This window comes from Gordonia terrae (genome assembly GCF_001698225.1).
Classification (GTDB): domain Bacteria; phylum Actinomycetota; class Actinomycetes; order Mycobacteriales; family Mycobacteriaceae; genus Gordonia; species Gordonia terrae.
Genome location: NZ_CP016594.1, coordinates 2,019,199 through 2,034,088, shown reverse-complemented (window position 1 = coordinate 2,034,088; position 14,890 = coordinate 2,019,199). Strand labels below are relative to the sequence as shown.

The following is a 14,890-nucleotide window of genomic DNA, read 5'->3' as shown; positions in this document are numbered from 1 at the left end:
CGCGAGGACTGTTGTGGACCGGTCGGTCAGGCGGCGTTGTCGAGTCGCATGGTGCGGCGGTTGTAGGCGGGTAGCGGTCGTCGGTGTGGGTCGATGCCGGCTGGTGGAACCAGCCAGGGATGTCGGTCGAAACCCATCACGACGTCCCAGCCGTGGTGATGCACCTGGGTGTGACAGCGCTGACACACCAGGCAACCATTGTCGAGATCAGTCGGGCCACCATCAGCCCAATGCGCCAGGTGGTGCACTTGGGTATGTGATGGTGGTGCACCGCATTTGACGCAGCACTCGTCTCGGACGACCACTGCTTTGCGTAGGTGCGGTGGGAACAGGCGGTGGGTGTGTCCCATCTGCAGCGGTACGCCTTCACCGTCGAGGGTGATCTCCGTCAATTCTCCGTCACAAGACACTTGTCTGGCGACGGCCCGGCTGACCGTCCCGGTCCACGGGAGGTTTGCGGGGTCCGCGCCGGCGGCAGGGATCGTCAGCATCAGCTGCGTGCGCGGGGACCCAACACCGTCGATGCTCGTGCCGAGGGCAGCTTGGTCGAGGATCAGCTCGAAGGCATCCGCGCGTCGCTGCTCAGCGGTACGTCGGTCGTCGGCGCCGTCGGGTTCGGGTCGTGGGCAGGCTCGTTCGTCGATCATAGAGAGGAACTTTTCGCCTACTACTTGGGTGAGGTCGGCGCGGATCTCGACGCGTCCGTCGTCGGTGGTGTGGGCGTTGACCGTGTTCAACGACCAATCGTCGGCGGCGGGGATGCCGCGGTCGGTGGTGTCGGCGATGGTGTTGCCGATGGCGCGGGCGTACTTGTCTACTTCTGTCGGTGTTGCCCCCGACAGGGCCTGACCGACCAGGGCGGTCTCGTAGCCGGCGCGTTCCTCGTCGGAAAGCTCTGTCGGCGAACGCTTGTCGATATGGATCATGCCGCGGATGACGGCGTCACCGACTTCCGCGGACAGCCGTCCGTCGGCAGCGTTCCTGGCCAGGACGGGCAGCGTGGGGAGAGCGTCGACGCTCCGCATGGCACGTAACGCCGCAGCGGGTGCGTAACCCATCTCGATCAACACCTTCTTGGTGGTCCCACCGGCCTTCTGTGCGACCCCGAGTTCCTCGAGTTGCGCTGCGTGCGTGACGATCTGATGATCGATGGTGTTGCGGAGCAGGCGCAAAGTATTGAGTGCGTCGAATGTCGCTGCGCCCGTCGGGTCGTCGGCGGGCGGGGTGCTCTCGATGAGCTGGTCGAGAAGGGCGGTGAGCTCTGGCATAGCTCCACCGTACGGGAACATTCATTCGACTACGAGAAGTATCCACAACCCGGCAGACTCGAAATATGTTGCTATTTATAATGATTCGACGATAGTGGGCAATACCGCGCCCCTAGGAGTACCGCGGACCGAACTGCCGGTCGCCGGCGTCGCCGAGACCCGGCACGATGTAGTTGACGTCGTTCAGTTCGTCGTCGACCGCGGCGACCACGAGTCGGCATGGGTGCCCCGACTCCTTCAGCGCGGCAACACCTTCGGGAGCCGCCACGACGCACACGGCGGTGATGTCGGTGGCGTTGCGAGCGACGAGGAGTTCGATCGTGTGGAGCATCGAACCGCCCGTGGCCAGCATGGGATCGAGGACGAACACCGGCCGCCCGGACAGATCCTCCGGCAACGACTCGAGGTACGGGACCGGCTGAGCGGTCTCCTCGTCCCGCGCCAGACCCACGAAACCGACATGCGCCTCGGGGACCATCGCGTGGGCCTGCTCGACCATGCCGAGCCCCGCGCGCAGCACCGGCACCAGCAGAGGCGGCGAGGCCAGCCTCGACCCGGTGTGCGTCGTCAACGGGGTGTTGATCTGCACGTCGGCGCGCGGGGCGCCGGCGAGCGCTTCATAGATCAGCATCTGCGTGAGGTCGGACAGCGCGGCCCGGAATCCGGCGTTGTCGGTGGTCTCGTCGCGCATGGTGGTCAGACGCGCGGCCGCGAGGGGATGGTCGACGATCAGGGACTCCATGCCGACCACCCTATTTCCTCCGTGCGCGTCGCGTGCCTCTTGGGCGAGTCCGGACACGCCCATCGGCACCGCGGACGAAATCCGATGGAACCCATCACGGCCGCGCCGCGTCAAAATCCCATGAGCCCGCCCATCCCTCACCCCGATCACGTCCCCGCCCGCCCAGGCTTCTCGACCAGTAGCCGGCTGTCTGTCGAACCGTCTGCGCTGCAGGACTTCTCCGATGCCCACCGCGCGAACGCTCGCATGCTCGACGAGGCATCGGGCAGCAACGAGGCCGCCATGGTCGACCTCGCGATCACCTTCGGGCTGATCGGGCTCGAGTTCCTGGCCGCCGTCGTCGAGTTCCTCGAACTCCATCGCCGAAGCGTCGAGTCCGCTGCGGCACGTGAGGAGCGCGTGGGGTCCACCACGAGTTCCGCCAGCACGACCTACGCCGCGTGCGACTGCGCGGCCGCCGACGGGGTCGTGGCCCACCGCGAGCTGACGCTGTGATCCCCGTCGAGCTCTTCTTCGAGCCGTTGCGCCAGCTGATCACCGCGTTGGGGACGGGCGTCCTGGTGCCGGGCAACCCCGCCGATCAGGTTCGCACGACCGCCGGCACCGTCGAGTCGGTGCGCAGCCGGTCGAGGTCGGCCATCGAGTCCGTCCGCACGCAGTGGGACGGAGCCGGTGCGGCCGGGGCCGACGACGCGACCACGGCAGTCCAGCAGCAGCTCACCGGACTCACCGACCGCGCCGTCGAGTTCGGCCGGCTCGTCGAGGAGGCGAGTCGCACCGTCCACACCGCGTCCACCGGGCTGAACGACCTCCTGTCCGCACTGGAACGCCAGGTCCGCGGTCTCGCAGGCGGACTGAACACTCCGGCAGGACTTCTCGCGATACTGCCGATCGCCGTCGAGTATCTCGGCCGGGGCGTGCAGATCGTGGGTCGCGCGCGCGCCGAGCTCGGCTCGGACACGGAGGCGATGACCGCCCTGACCCGTCGAACCGCGCCCGCCGAGGTGACGAGTGTCGCGGGTGGAGCTGCGCAGCTGTCGACGACCCCCACCCCCGGGGGCATCCCGATCACGCTGCCCGACGGCTCGGTCGCCCACGCGCCGAACGAGCGAGCCGCCACGGCCGTGCGGGCCGCTCTGAGCCAACGCGGGGTGCCGTATGTCTGGGGCGGGACCACACCCGACGGATTCGACTGCAGCGGCTTCACCCAGTGGGCCTACCGTCAGGCCGGACTCGAGCTACCCCGCCTCGCCCAGGACCAGGACACCGCAGGCCATCAGGTCTCGCAGTCGCAACTGCAACCCGGGGACCTCGCGGTGTGGTCCGGGCACGTCGCCATGTACATCGGCAACGGTCAGATGGTGGAAGCCGGTGACCCGGTGGGCGTCTCGCCGGTGCGGACCTCCAACCTCGACCAGACGTTCGAGGGCTTCTTCCGGCCGCGGTGAGCACCCGGGGACGCTCATGTCCGACATCGGCCCGCCGAGTTCACGGAAATGTCGTCGGCACACCACCGACCGGTTGTGGGGGCACTACTGGATTCGCCGTCGACGATCGCTAGGCTGTGTCCCCATGGCCGGAGACATCGTCCCGATTGAGCTCGGACTCACCGACGGAAACAGCTTCACCCTGTGGGCACCCCGCTGGCGTGAGGGCGATGACGAGTGGGAGGCCTTCCTCGGACTCGACGAGGACCTGTACGTACTGCCCGGCGTCGCCGAGCTCGCCGCCTTCATCCGGACCAATGAGGACAACGACCTCGTCGAGCATCCCGCCTGGTCGACGGTGGTCGGTGTGCAGGCCGAGGAACTGGTCCCCGACGAGCGTCACAGCTACGACCTCGTCGGTGTGCCCGAGCTCGCCGCCGAGGACCCGACGCCGGAGGTCATCGCCGAGCTCGAGGACGCTCTCGAGATCGTGCGCATCCTCGGCGAGGTCTGCGAACTGACGCCGGTCACCAAGTTCTTCAACGGCAACCCGATCCTCGGAGCCGTCACGACCGGCACACGCAACTTCGACGGCCGCGAGGGCACCGACCTCTGGGTCCGCATCGGCCGGTTGATCGCCAAGCACTGGGACGACGTGCTCGACGCCATCGACGGGGTCATCAGCACCCCGAAGGTCGATGCACAGGCCGTCGAAACCGCCGAGGCCGAGTTGGAGGCCGCCGCGTCCGCAGAGGACGAGGACGAGCCCACCGACGACGACATCGAGATCGTCGGTGCCGCGGACACCGACGATGACGAGTCCGTGGACACCGAGGACGACGAGCACGTCGACGACGACCATGACGACGAGGACGACTACGACGACGACGATTTCTGGGCGTCGGTCGGTATCGACCCGGTCAAGATCGTCACGAGCGCCGGCGAGTACCTCACTCTCCGCTGCTACCTCGGCGACGATCCGGTCTTCCTCGGGAGCAAGGGCAAGATATTCGTGTTCACCTCGGCGCGCTCGCTGTCGCGATTCCTCGCCGACGAGAACGAGCACGACCTCGCCGACCTGTCGACCTTCGACGAGGTCCGCACCGAGGCGACCGACGGCTCTCTCGAATTCGACGTCATCGACGACAACGTGTACGTGCTGCCCGGCCTGGCCGACGACATCGCCGACGGTCCGCGTCGCATGGATCGCGACCAGCTCGACCTCGCCGTCGAACTGTTCACCGACGCAGCCGACTACGCCGGCGACAACACGGTCACCGAGGCCCTGGGCACCACCACCCCGCTGGGATGGTTCGTGGACTACACGGTCAACCCCGACCCCAAGCGGATGGCGCCCAGCGGCCCGTTCGACAACGAGGCCGAGGCGTGGCGCGCGCTCGAGCACGACTTCGAGGCCCGGCTCACCAAGAAGGGCTGACCGGCCCGTCGGCGGTCGATCGCACGCCGGCGCGGGTGCCGCTCAGCCGAGCAGCACCGCGTAGCCGGGCTTGATGACATCGTCGATGAAGGCCAACCGCTCGTCGAAGTGGATGAACGCCGACTTCATCGCGTTCACCGTGAACCGCTCGAAGTCGGCCCAGCCGTAACCGAACTGATCGGCGAGCAGACCGAATTCCCTGCTCATCGTGGTGTCGGACATCAACCGGTTGTCGGTGTTGACGGTGACGCGGAACCGGAGTCGGGCCAGCACGTTGAACGGATGCTCGGCCAAGGAGCTGACCGCGCCGGTCTGGACGTTCGAACTCGGGCACAACTCCAGCGGAATCCGCTTGTCCCGCACGATGTTCGCGATCTGTCCGAGCCGGGCATCCGCGAACGAGTGGGCGGCGAGATCGACCCCGGTGGGCAGTTCGATGTCGTCGAAGACGCGGACGCCGTGGCCCAGCCGGTCCGTCCCACAGAAGCCGATCGCCTCGTGGATCGACGGCAGCCCGAAAGCCTCGCCGGCATGGATCGTGAACGGCGCGCAGTTGGCACGCATGTACTCGAACGCATCGAGGTGACGGGTCGGCGGATGCCCGGCCTCGGCGCCCGCGATGTCGAAACCGACGACTCCCCGGTCGCGGTAGCGGACCGCGAGTTCGGCGATCTCACGCGACCGGGCCGCGTGGCGCATCGCGGTGACCAGGCAGCGCACGGTGATGCTCCGACCCCGCTCGGCCGCCGCCGCCTCACCCTCGGCGAACCCCCGTAGCACCGCCTCGACGACCTCGTCGAGATCCAGCCCGCCCTCGAGATGCTGTTCGGGCGCGTACCGGACCTCGGCGTAGACGACGCCGTCGTCGGCGAGATCCTCGACGCACTCCCGCGCCACGCGCTCCAAAGCAGGAGCGGTCTGCATCACCGCGACCGTGTGGGAGAAGGTCTCGAGGTAGCGCTCGAGCGAGCCGCTGTCGGCGGCCCGGCGGAACCAGCGCCCGAGCGTCTCGGCATCGTCGATCTGTATACCGTTCTCGTCCCGCGGCAAGCCGTCGTAACCCACCTCGTGGGCCAGCTCGAGGACCGTCGCGGGCCGGAGTCCGCCGTCGAGGTGGTCGTGCAGGAGCACCTTCGGGGCGAGGGAGATGTTCGCCGGGGTCAGCGTCGTCATGGAGTGAACCTAACGCGGTCGATGATCAGTGGCCGGGCGCCCGCGCCGACCGCGTGTTCCACGGTGTCGGGCTCGATGGTCGTCGCCCCGGCCAGAGACGAGCGGGCACCGGCGATCCGGTCCTCATCCTGCGTGTGCACGGTGAACAAGGGTTGACCCGCCCGAACACGCTCCCCCGGCTTCGCATGGATGATGACTCCCGCCTCGGCCGCGACCGCCTCCCCCGGTTTCGATCTGCCGCCGCCCAGACGCCACGCGGCGTCGCCGACCGCCCGGGCATCCATCTGCGCGACGACGCCGTCGCGCGACGCGGTGACGGTGTCGTGGTGTCGTGCCTGCGGTAGCGGCCCGTCCGGATCTCCACCCTGTGCGGCGATCATCGCCCGCCAGGTGTCCATCGCCCGACCGTCGGCGAGATGAGTTGCCGGATCGGCGTCGACGAGCCCCGCGGCGTCGAGCATCTCCCGGGCGAGGGCGAGGGTGAGCTCGACGACGTCGGCTGGACCGCCTCCTGCGAGCACCTCCACCGATTCGGCCACCTCGACGGCGTTCCCGATCGCGAGTCCGAGCGGTGTGCTCATGTCGGTGATCAGCGCGCGGGTGTCGACACCGGCGTCGTGGCCGAGTTCGACCATCGTGGACGCCAGTTCGCGGGCGTCGTCCTCATCCGGCAGAAACGCGCCCGAACCGGCCTTGACGTCGAGAACCAGCGCGCCGGTCCCTTCGGCGATCTTCTTGCTCATGATCGACGAGGCCAGCAGCGGAATGGATTCGACCGTCCCGGTGACGTCGCGGAGCGCATAGAGCTTGCGGTCGGCCGGGGCCAGGTCGGCACCCGCGGCGCAGATGACCGCGCCGACCCGCTCCAGCTGGTCGAGCATGTCGGCCGTGCTCACCTCGGCACGCCATCCCGGGATCGACTCCAGCTTGTCGAGCGTCCCGCCGGTGTGACCGAGCCCGCGGCCGGACAGCTGCGGCACGGCGACACCGAACGATGCGACGAGCGGCGTGAGCGGGAGGGTGATCTTGTCGCCGACGCCGCCCGTGGAGTGCTTGTCGACGGTGGCGAGTGACTTCCCGTTCCGCTGCAGCCCGGACAGATCCAGCCGGCGTCCGCTGTCGATCATCGCGTGCGTCCAGGACGCGATCTCCCGGCGATCCATGCCGCGCAGACAGACCGCCATCAACAGCGCCGACATCTGCTCCGGCGCCACCTCGCCTCGGGTGTAGCCGTCGACCACCCACGCGATCTGGGCGTCGCTGAGAGCGCGCCCGCCCCGCTTGGTGGCGATGACCGACACCGCGTGGATGATCTCCCGGTCCTCGACCGTCATGAGCGGACCGCGTCGAGATCGTCGGGTCCGAAGGCGTCGGGAAGCAGAGCCGCGAGCGGCCGGGGCCCCGCCGGGTGGTCGACGAGGAGCTCGCGACCGCCGTGCTCGAGCAGCACCTGCCGGCACCGGCCACAGGGCATCAGGACCACTCCGCGGGCGTCGCAGACACTGACGGCCCGCAGTGCCCGGTCGCCCCCGTTCACCAGGGCGGCGACCAGCGCGACCTCGGCGCAGATCCCCAGCCCATATGAGACATTTTCCACATTGCAACCAGCGATGACACGACCCTCGGCCGTGATCCCGGCAGCGCCCACCGGGTACCGGGAGTACGGCGCATAGGCCCGGTCGATCATCGATTTCGCCTTGTCCCGCAACACATCCCACTCGATATCAGCAACCACGTGAATCTCCTGTCGCACGGCGTCATCGACCGTTCATCCGGATTTCATCACCGCAAAGCTTGGGTAAGGCAAACCTAAGTCGTAATGTCTTGTCGCTCAGATCGGTTCGGGCAATTTACCACCGGAATGGGCATGGGTTTAGAGTCTCTTCCTATGGGTCCATGGTCGAGTCGGAGCATGCCGATTCGACGCGTCCATCGACGATGTTGGAGGCCACTTTCCCGATGAGCACCTCGACCGAAGTCGCACCCGACCCGGTGCGCAGACGATCTCTTTATCGCGGCGATCCCGGCATGTGGTCGTGGGTCCTGCACCGCATCACCGGCGTCACGATCTTCTTCTTCCTGTTCGTCCACGTGCTGGACACCGCGGTCATCCGCGTCGATCCCAACCAGTACGACGCGATCATCGAGACCTACAAGACGCCGATCATCGGCCTCATGGAGATCGCCCTGGTCGCCTGCGTCCTGTTCCACGCCTTCAACGGTGTGCGCCTGATCCTCGTGGACTTCTGGTCCAAGGGACCCAAGTACCAGCGGCAGATGCTGTGGGTGGCCATGACCCTGTTCGTCATCGTCTTCGGTGCCGGCACGGTCCGCCTGCTGCAGATCCTGTTCAGCCACCTGTAGGAGACACCAGAGATGACCACCTCGGAAGCCACCGGTGTCGCCAAGACCCTCGGCACGCAACACGACCGTCCCGCGAGCCTGGACAACCCGCGCTCGCCCCGCAAGCCCAAGGGCGGCAACTTCGAGAAGAACGCGTGGCTGTTCATGCGGTTCTCGGGTCTGCTGCTCGTCGTCCTGACGATCGGCCACATGTTCATCATGCTGGCGTGGGACGGCGGCGTGCATCGCATCGACGCCTCGTTCGTCGCGGCACGCTGGAGCTCGCCCTTCTGGCAGATCTGGGACCTCACCATGCTGTGGCTGGCCCAGCTGCACGGCGGCAACGGTGTGCGCACCGTCATCGCCGACTACTCCCGCAAGGACTCGACCCGTTTCTGGCTGAACGTGCTGCTCGCCGTGTCGATGATCCTCGTCCTCACGATGGGCACCTACGCCCTCCTGACCTTCGACGTCAACAGCGTCGGCTAGAGGAGACCTAGAACATGCAGGAACACCGCTACGACGTCGTCATCGTGGGCGCCGGCGGCGCAGGCATGCGCGCGGCGATCGAAGCCGCCCCTCGTGCCCGCACCGCGGTGCTGACCAAGCTGTACCCGACCCGCAGCCACACCGGCGCGGCCCAGGGCGGCATGTGTGCGGCACTCGCCAACGTCGAGGAAGACAACTGGGAGTGGCACACCTTCGACACGGTCAAGGGTGGTGACTACCTCGCCGATCAGGACGCCGTCGAGATCATGGCCAAGGAGGCCATCGACGCGGTGCTCGATCTCGAGAAGATGGGTCTGCCCTTCAACCGGACGCCCGAGGGCAAGATCGACCAGCGGCGCTTCGGCGGCCACACCCGCGACCACGGCAAGTCGCCGGTCCGGCGTGCCTGCTACGCGGCCGACCGCACCGGCCACATGATCCTGCAGACGCTGTACCAGAACTGCGTCAAGCACGACGTCGAGTTCTTCAACGAGTTCTACGCCCTCGACATCTGCCTCACCGAGAACGAGAAGGGCGAGCAGGTCGCGACCGGCGTCGTCGCCTACGAACTCGCGACCGGCGAGATCCACGTGTTCCACGCCAAGTCGATCGTCTTCGCCACCGGCGGCTCGGGCCGCATGTACAAGACGACGTCCAACGCGCACACGCTGACCGGCGACGGCATGGGCATCATCTTCCGCAAGGGCCTCCCCCTCGAGGACATGGAGTTCCACCAGTTCCATCCGACGGGTCTGGCGGGTCTCGGCATCCTCATCTCCGAGGCGGTCCGCGGCGAGGGCGGCATCCTGCGCAACGCCGACGGCGAGCGCTTCATGGAGCGTTACGCCCCGACCATCAAGGACCTCGCGCCGCGCGACATCGTCGCCCGTTCGATGGTGCTCGAGGTGCTCGAGGGTCGCGGCGCCGGGCCGAACAAGGACTACGTCTACATCGACGTGACCCACCTCGGCGAGGACGTCCTCAACGAGAAGCTCCCCGACATCACCGAGTTCGCGCGCACGTATCTCGGCGTCGATCCCGTCACCGAATACGTGCCGGTGTTCCCGACGTGTCACTACGTCATGGGCGGCATCCCGACGAACATCAACGGCCAGGTGCTGCGGAACAACGACGAGGTCGTGCACGGCCTGTACGCCGCGGGCGAGTGTGCGTGCGTGTCGGTCCACGGGGCCAACCGCCTGGGCACCAACTCGCTGCTCGACATCAACGTCTTCGGACGCCGGGCGGGCATCGCCGCGGCGGACTACGCGAACTCGGCCGAGTTCGCCGAACTCCCCGAAACGCCCACCGAGATGGTCGATTCGTGGCTCGAACTGCTGCTCAGCGATCACGGCCACGAACGCGTCGCGGACATCCGCACCGAACTGCAGGCGTCGATGGACGCCAACGCCTCGGTGTTCCGCACCGAAGAGACCCTCAAGCAGGCCCTGACCGACATCCACGGGTTCAAGGAGCGCTACGCCCACATCCGTGTCCATGACAAGGGCAAGCGGTTCAACAGCGATCTCCTCGAGGCCATCGAACTCGGCTTCCTGCTGGAGATGGCCGAGGTGACCGTGGCGGGAGCCCTGAACCGCAAGGAATCGCGCGGCGGCCACGCCCGCGAGGACTACCCGGATCGTGACGACGTCAACTACAAGCGGCACACCATGGCCTACAAGAAGGGCACCGATCTCCTTTCGGACATCGAGTTGGAGTACAAGCCGGTCGTGGAAACCCGCTACGAGCCGATGGAGCGTAAGTACTGATGACATCTGTTCTGGACAAGCCCGCGCCGTCCTCCGACGAGCCGCCGTTGCCACCGGTGCCCGACGAGGCCACCATGGTGACGCTCAAGATCTTCCGCTTCAACCCGGAGAACCCCGACGCACAGGGCTTCGAGAGCTTCCGCGTCCCGGCGCTGCCGACCGACCGTCTGCTCAACCTGCTCCTGTACGTGAAGGGCTACCTCGACGGCACCCTCACGTTCCGTCGTAGCTGCGCCCACGGCGTGTGCGGGTCGGACGCGATGCGGATCAACGGCGTCAACCGTCTCGCCTGCAAGCTCCTGATGAAGGACATGCTCCCCAAGGACAAGTCCAAAGAGATCACGATCACCATCGAGCCGATCCGCGGCCTGCCGGTGGAGAAGGATCTCGTCGTCGACATGGAGCCGTTCTTCGACGCGTTCCGCGCGATCAAGCCGTTCCTGATCACCTCGGGCAACGAGCCGACCCGCGAGCGCATCCAGAGCCAGGCCGACCGCGCCCGTTTCGACGACACGACCAAGTGCATCCTGTGTGCCTGCTGTACGACGAGCTGTCCGGTGTTCTGGACCGAGGGCTCCTACTTCGGCCCGGCCGCGATCGTCAACGCGCACCGGTTCATCTTCGACAGCCGTGACGAGGGTGCCGTCGAGCGTCTCGACATCCTCAACGACGTCGACGGTGTGTGGCGCTGCCGCACGACCTTCAACTGCACCGACGCCTGCCCGCGTGGCATCCAGGTCACCCAGGCGATCTCGGAGGTCAAGCGCGCGCTCATGTTCTCGCGCTGACCCTTTCGAACTCTCTCTGCAGCCCGGCAACGGCCCGCACCCTCAGGGGTGCGGGCCGTCGTCGTCGGTGACGGTCGAGGTGGCCCTCAGGGTACTTCCGGGCGGAAAAGGCCGGCGACAATGGATTCCGCGCTGCGCGCCTCCTCGTCCGGGTCGGCGGGCCACAGCAACATTGCCAGCACCGAACGGATGAGGAACCGCGCATCCGCGGGGTCGTGGGGATCGACGCCGACCAGATCGGCGGCCACCGCGTGCACTGCGGGAGACGACAGGACCGTCGGCGTCGCGTCGATCAGGTTGTCCGGCCGGAGGAACTGCCGGATGACCCGGTCCCCCCGCAGGGCCCGCAAGGTCTCGATGATCGCCGTCCGGGCACGTTCGGGTCCCGTGAGTTCCGCGATCGAGGCCCGGATCGCCGACAGCACCGGCGCCGAGGTGGTGGCCAGAACCGACTCGATCACCGCGGCCCGCCCGCCGGCGTGCCGGTAGATCGTCGCCCTCGAACAGTGCGCCCGGCGACCGAGCTCGTCGAGATCGAACGCGTCGAGTCCGCGCCGGGCGATGAGAGCCGCGGCGTGCGCGACGAGCCGTTCGCGGGCGGCGTCCCGCCGTTCACCACCGACCAGCCAGTCCTGGGCCACGAGCCCTCCATTCTCACCATGAGACGGATCGCACCCTCTGGGCGCCCGTCACCCGCTGGTCACGACGCTACGGTGAGACGCTACCGCGTGCCAGTCGATCCCACCGATCTCCTCTTTCCGGAATCGCGTGCCACCGCGTCCGCCGCCGTCGACCCTGGTGTCATGGACACCACCGAGGACCCCACGACCTTCTACTCGCGCCTTCACACCGACTCCCCGGTACAGCGCATCGGCGACTCCTCGTTCTTCGCCGTCGGCTCCTGGGATCTCATCGCCGACGCGGTCCGCCGCCCGGAGGACTTCTCGTCGAACCTGACCGCCACGATGGTGTGGCACGGCGACGGCTCGGTCTCGGAGTTCCCGGTCGCGGGTCTGGGCGATGCGATGCACGTCCTCGCGACCGCCGACGGTGCCCGCCACCGGGATCATCGCAAGCTCGCGATGACGTCGGTCTCGCCGGCGCGGATCCGTGAGCTGGAGCCGACCATCCGCGGGCACCTCAAGCGATCCTGGAACGCGAATCTGCACGACGGTCGGATCGACTGGGTGAGCGCTGTGGCACAACGGATTCCGATGGCGGTCGCATGCGAGCTGCTCGGATTCCCGGCCGACGACCGTGCCGCACTCACCCGGTGGGCGATCGCGACCAATGTCCTGATCGACGGCGTCATCACGCCGGAGCAGCTGACGACGGCGACCGCGGCGGTCGGCGAGCTGACGGGGTATCTGTCAGCGGCGTTGACCGGCGCCGGGAGCGGAGCGAGCGGGCCGAATGACACCGGCGCCGGGAGTGGAGCGAGCGGGCCGAAGATGACCGGCGCCGGGAGCGAAGCGAGCGGGTCTGGCGCGCGGACTGCGTTGGCCGAGGTGGCCGCCCGCGTCGCGGCGGGTGGCCTCGACCACGAGTCGGCCGTGATGATCCTGTTCCAGTTGGTGGCCGCGGGCGCCGAGTCCACCACGAGTCTGCTCAACAGTGTCGTCTGGCTCTTGGACCGTCATCCCGAGGTCGTCGATCGTCTGCGCCGGGACCCCGAACTCATCCCGGTGTTCGTGGAGGAGGCCCTGCGACTCGAGACCCCGTTCCGTGGCCACTTCCGGCACGTCGTCGCCGACACCACGCTCGGCAACACGCGGCTTCCGGCCGGTTCGCACGTCTTCCTGATGTGGGGTGCAGCCAACCGCGACCCGGCCCATTTCGACGACCCCGCTGCGATCGACCTCGATCCGGCGGCCCGGAGGTCGCACCTCGCATTCGGCAAGGGTCTGCATCTGTGTGTCGGGGCCGCACTGGCGCGGCTCCAGGCGCGACTCGCGACAGAGCATCTGCTGACTTCCACCTCGACCTTCCGCATCGATCTGGGGCAGACGCACTGGGAGCCGGGGGTCCTCGTCCGCCGTTTCACCACGCTGCCGCTGACGGTCACCACCTGACGCAGGGACAGGACCGCAAATCCGAGGGAACCGATCCGGCGCTCGATGCGTCGAAGAGAGACCGAGGACGACCGGACGGTCGCCGGATCGGCTCTCGCACATCGAACGGAGTTCCCCATGGCCCGCGCCCTGTTGTTTCGGCTGCTGTTGACGTTCGCGGTGAGTGTGCTCGCCTGCCTTCTGGTCTTCACCCCGGCCGCGGCAGCACCCACCACCGACACCCAACGGATCACGATCACCCTGACCTCCGACCAGCAGCACAACGGCGCCGTCGCCTGGACCGACGCGGACGGCCGACTGCGGACACAGTCCGATGTCCCACTTCTGCAACGGGATTCGGAGGGCAACTGGACGGCGTCCCTGGTGTACACGAGAGCCGCGGGCGATCTGCCGGTCGACGCCCTGTTCCAGTCCGGCGGTCGCCTCTCCCGATGCGAGATCCGGATCGACGGCGAGCACGTCGCCGACCACACCGCAGACGGCCCGCGCCCCACGAGCTCGTGTCGCACCGGTTGATCCCGGCGCTGTGCACCCCCGGCTCGATCCACTCCCGACCGCGTCGACGAGAGGAATGGCCGCCGCGGCCGTACGCTTGCTCTCGTCATGAGCACCAGAACAGAGCGGATCGAGCCGCCGGAGCGGCTGCGGGTCTTGGAGATCCGGCATGCGGAGTCCGAGCCACCGGGCGCATACGGGCCCGCGTTGTACGACACCACCGAGACGACCACGCTACGGATCTGGCGCGAGTCCGCGTCGGTCGATCTGATGGGTTTCGACGCCATCGTCGTTCTGGGCGGCGCGATGGGCGTGGGTGACGCGGACCGTATCCCATGGATCGGCGACGAACTCGACCTGTTGCGTCGAGCCCGTGACCGGGGAATGCCCATCTGGGGCGTCTGCCTGGGTGCGCAGATGCTGGCCGCGGCGCTCGGCGGCGAGGTGTCCACCGGTGACGCACCGGAGCTCGGCGTGCACCGCGTGATCCTGAACGACGCGGGTATGGCCGATCCGGTGTGGGGCGGCGCGGTCACGGCACCCACACCTCGCGAGATCGACACCGTGCAGTGGCATTTCGACACCTTCACCCTGCCGCCCGGGGCGACACTGCTCGCATCGTCGGAAACCTGCGTTGCTCAGCTGTTCCGCGTGGACAACTGCTACGGCGTGCAGTTCCACCTCGAGGCCGGCGGCGAGCTCGTCGGCGACTGGCTGTCACATCCGGATTCGCGGTCCTCGGTGGTCGAGGTACTCGGCGAACCCGCCACCGATCGGTTCGCCGCCGACGCGGCGGCCACCGAGAGCGTGACCGCACCGATGGCGGATGCGGTGATGCGGCGATGGCTGCACGAGGTCGTCGGCAACGGGCGCTCCCGCTGGTAAC

16 protein-coding genes are annotated in these 14,890 nt (G+C 67.7%); 10 read left to right on the top strand and 6 right to left on the bottom strand.

Annotated elements, in window-relative coordinates; all coding sequences use genetic code 11:
* Window positions 1–26: 26 nt before the first annotated feature.
* Window positions 27–1,289, bottom strand: coding sequence for an HNH endonuclease (locus tag BCM27_RS09235; protein ID WP_004021673.1), 1,263 nt, complete (start codon window positions 1,287–1,289; stop codon window positions 27–29).
* A gap of 91 nt (window positions 1,290–1,380) precedes the next feature.
* Window positions 1,381–2,010: a uracil phosphoribosyltransferase gene (gene upp / locus BCM27_RS09230; protein WP_033203581.1), complete on the bottom strand. Its 630-nt coding sequence runs from the start codon at window positions 2,008–2,010 to the stop codon at window positions 1,381–1,383.
* A gap of 120 nt (window positions 2,011–2,130) precedes the next feature.
* Between upp and BCM27_RS09225 the strand changes: the two genes are divergently transcribed.
* The 3 genes from BCM27_RS09225 to BCM27_RS09215 all read left to right on the top strand — a co-directional run bounded on the left by BCM27_RS09225 (window position 2,131) and on the right by BCM27_RS09215 (window position 4,875).
* The gene (locus BCM27_RS09225; RefSeq protein ID WP_033203583.1) at window positions 2,131–2,505 is read left to right on the top strand and encodes a type VII secretion target; all 375 of its coding nucleotides are present in this window, start codon (window positions 2,131–2,133) and stop codon (window positions 2,503–2,505) included.
* Window positions 2,502–3,458 (top strand): C40 family peptidase, encoded by a 957-nt coding sequence (locus BCM27_RS09220; RefSeq protein WP_004021676.1) that lies wholly within the window; start codon window positions 2,502–2,504, stop codon window positions 3,456–3,458. Before BCM27_RS09225 ends, BCM27_RS09220 begins: the two co-directional genes overlap by 4 nt.
* Before the next feature lie 124 nt (window positions 3,459–3,582).
* Complete coding sequence (locus tag BCM27_RS09215) at window positions 3,583–4,875, top strand: hypothetical protein (protein ID WP_004021677.1); 1,293 nt, start codon at window positions 3,583–3,585, stop codon at window positions 4,873–4,875.
* Window positions 4,876–4,917: 42 nt separating this feature from the next.
* Here the strand turns inward: BCM27_RS09215 and BCM27_RS09210 are convergent, their stop codons facing one another.
* From BCM27_RS09210 to BCM27_RS09200, 3 genes are read right to left on the bottom strand one after another with little or no spacing between them, the layout of a single operon-like run.
* Window positions 4,918–6,048 carry an adenosine deaminase gene (locus BCM27_RS09210; protein WP_004021678.1) on the bottom strand — a complete coding sequence of 377 codons (1,131 nt, stop codon included), beginning with the start codon at window positions 6,046–6,048 and terminating at the stop codon, window positions 4,918–4,920.
* Window positions 6,045–7,382, bottom strand: coding sequence for a thymidine phosphorylase (locus tag BCM27_RS09205; protein WP_004021679.1), 1,338 nt, complete (start codon window positions 7,380–7,382; stop codon window positions 6,045–6,047). The genes BCM27_RS09210 and BCM27_RS09205 overlap by 4 nt, the downstream gene beginning before the upstream one ends.
* The gene (locus BCM27_RS09200; RefSeq protein WP_004021680.1) at window positions 7,379–7,783 is read right to left on the bottom strand and encodes a cytidine deaminase; all 405 of its coding nucleotides are present in this window, start codon (window positions 7,781–7,783) and stop codon (window positions 7,379–7,381) included. Before BCM27_RS09200 ends, BCM27_RS09205 begins: the two co-directional genes overlap by 4 nt.
* A 224-nt stretch (window positions 7,784–8,007) precedes the next feature.
* Between BCM27_RS09200 and sdhC the strand changes: the two genes are divergently transcribed.
* From sdhC to BCM27_RS09180, 4 genes are read left to right on the top strand one after another with little or no spacing between them, the layout of a single operon-like run.
* Entirely contained in the window at window positions 8,008–8,412 is a 405-nt protein-coding gene (sdhC, locus tag BCM27_RS09195) for a succinate dehydrogenase, cytochrome b556 subunit (RefSeq protein WP_004021681.1), read from the top strand.
* 12 nt (window positions 8,413–8,424) lie between these two features.
* Entirely contained in the window at window positions 8,425–8,880 is a 456-nt protein-coding gene (locus BCM27_RS09190) for a succinate dehydrogenase hydrophobic membrane anchor subunit (protein WP_004021682.1), read from the top strand.
* Between the two features lie 14 nt (window positions 8,881–8,894).
* The gene (sdhA, locus tag BCM27_RS09185; protein WP_004021683.1) at window positions 8,895–10,649 is read left to right on the top strand and encodes a succinate dehydrogenase flavoprotein subunit; all 1,755 of its coding nucleotides are present in this window, start codon (window positions 8,895–8,897) and stop codon (window positions 10,647–10,649) included.
* Entirely contained in the window at window positions 10,649–11,437 is a 789-nt protein-coding gene (locus BCM27_RS09180) for a succinate dehydrogenase iron-sulfur subunit (protein WP_004021684.1), read from the top strand. Before sdhA ends, BCM27_RS09180 begins: the two co-directional genes overlap by 1 nt.
* Before the next feature lie 86 nt (window positions 11,438–11,523).
* Here the strand turns inward: BCM27_RS09180 and BCM27_RS09175 are convergent, their stop codons facing one another.
* A complete protein-coding gene (locus BCM27_RS09175; protein ID WP_004021685.1) occupies window positions 11,524–12,078 on the bottom strand; it encodes a TetR/AcrR family transcriptional regulator in 555 nt (184 codons plus the stop codon).
* Window positions 12,079–12,240: 162 nt separating this feature from the next.
* On the opposite strand from BCM27_RS09175, the gene BCM27_RS09170 reads away from it, so the two are divergent.
* From BCM27_RS09170 to BCM27_RS09160, 3 genes are all read left to right on the top strand, one after another.
* The gene (locus BCM27_RS09170) at window positions 12,241–13,509 is read left to right on the top strand and encodes a cytochrome P450 (protein WP_004021686.1); all 1,269 of its coding nucleotides are present in this window, start codon (window positions 12,241–12,243) and stop codon (window positions 13,507–13,509) included.
* Window positions 13,510–13,626: 117 nt separating this feature from the next.
* Complete coding sequence (locus BCM27_RS09165) at window positions 13,627–14,025, top strand: hypothetical protein (RefSeq protein ID WP_004021687.1); 399 nt, start codon at window positions 13,627–13,629, stop codon at window positions 14,023–14,025.
* Window positions 14,026–14,112: 87 nt separating this feature from the next.
* Entirely contained in the window at window positions 14,113–14,889 is a 777-nt protein-coding gene (locus tag BCM27_RS09160; RefSeq protein ID WP_004021688.1) for a type 1 glutamine amidotransferase, read from the top strand.
* Window position 14,890 lies beyond the last annotated feature (1 nt).

Bases quoted from the DNA above. Each gene is read 5' to 3' on its own strand.
- BCM27_RS09235 (WP_004021673.1), bottom strand. From the start codon at position 1,289: ATGTTCCCGTACGGTGGAGCTATGCCAGAGCTCACCGCCCTTCTCGAC.
- upp (WP_033203581.1), bottom strand. From the start codon at position 2,010: ATGGAGTCCCTGATCGTCGACCATCCCCTCGCGGCCGCGCGTCTGACC.
- BCM27_RS09225 (WP_033203583.1), top strand. From the start codon at position 2,131: ATGAGCCCGCCCATCCCTCACCCCGATCACGTCCCCGCCCGCCCAGGC.
- BCM27_RS09215 (WP_004021677.1), top strand. From the start codon at position 3,583: ATGGCCGGAGACATCGTCCCGATTGAGCTCGGACTCACCGACGGAAAC.
- BCM27_RS09210 (WP_004021678.1), bottom strand. From the start codon at position 6,048: ATGACGACGCTGACCCCGGCGAACATCTCCCTCGCCCCGAAGGTGCTC.
- BCM27_RS09205 (WP_004021679.1), bottom strand. From the start codon at position 7,382: ATGACGGTCGAGGACCGGGAGATCATCCACGCGGTGTCGGTCATCGCC.
- sdhC (WP_004021681.1), top strand. From the start codon at position 8,008: ATGAGCACCTCGACCGAAGTCGCACCCGACCCGGTGCGCAGACGATCT.
- BCM27_RS09190 (WP_004021682.1), top strand. From the start codon at position 8,425: ATGACCACCTCGGAAGCCACCGGTGTCGCCAAGACCCTCGGCACGCAA.
- sdhA (WP_004021683.1), top strand. From the start codon at position 8,895: ATGCAGGAACACCGCTACGACGTCGTCATCGTGGGCGCCGGCGGCGCA.
- BCM27_RS09180 (WP_004021684.1), top strand. From the start codon at position 10,649: ATGACATCTGTTCTGGACAAGCCCGCGCCGTCCTCCGACGAGCCGCCG.
- BCM27_RS09170 (WP_004021686.1), top strand. From the start codon at position 12,241: ATGGACACCACCGAGGACCCCACGACCTTCTACTCGCGCCTTCACACC.
- BCM27_RS09165 (WP_004021687.1), top strand. From the start codon at position 13,627: ATGGCCCGCGCCCTGTTGTTTCGGCTGCTGTTGACGTTCGCGGTGAGT.
- BCM27_RS09160 (WP_004021688.1), top strand. From the start codon at position 14,113: ATGAGCACCAGAACAGAGCGGATCGAGCCGCCGGAGCGGCTGCGGGTC.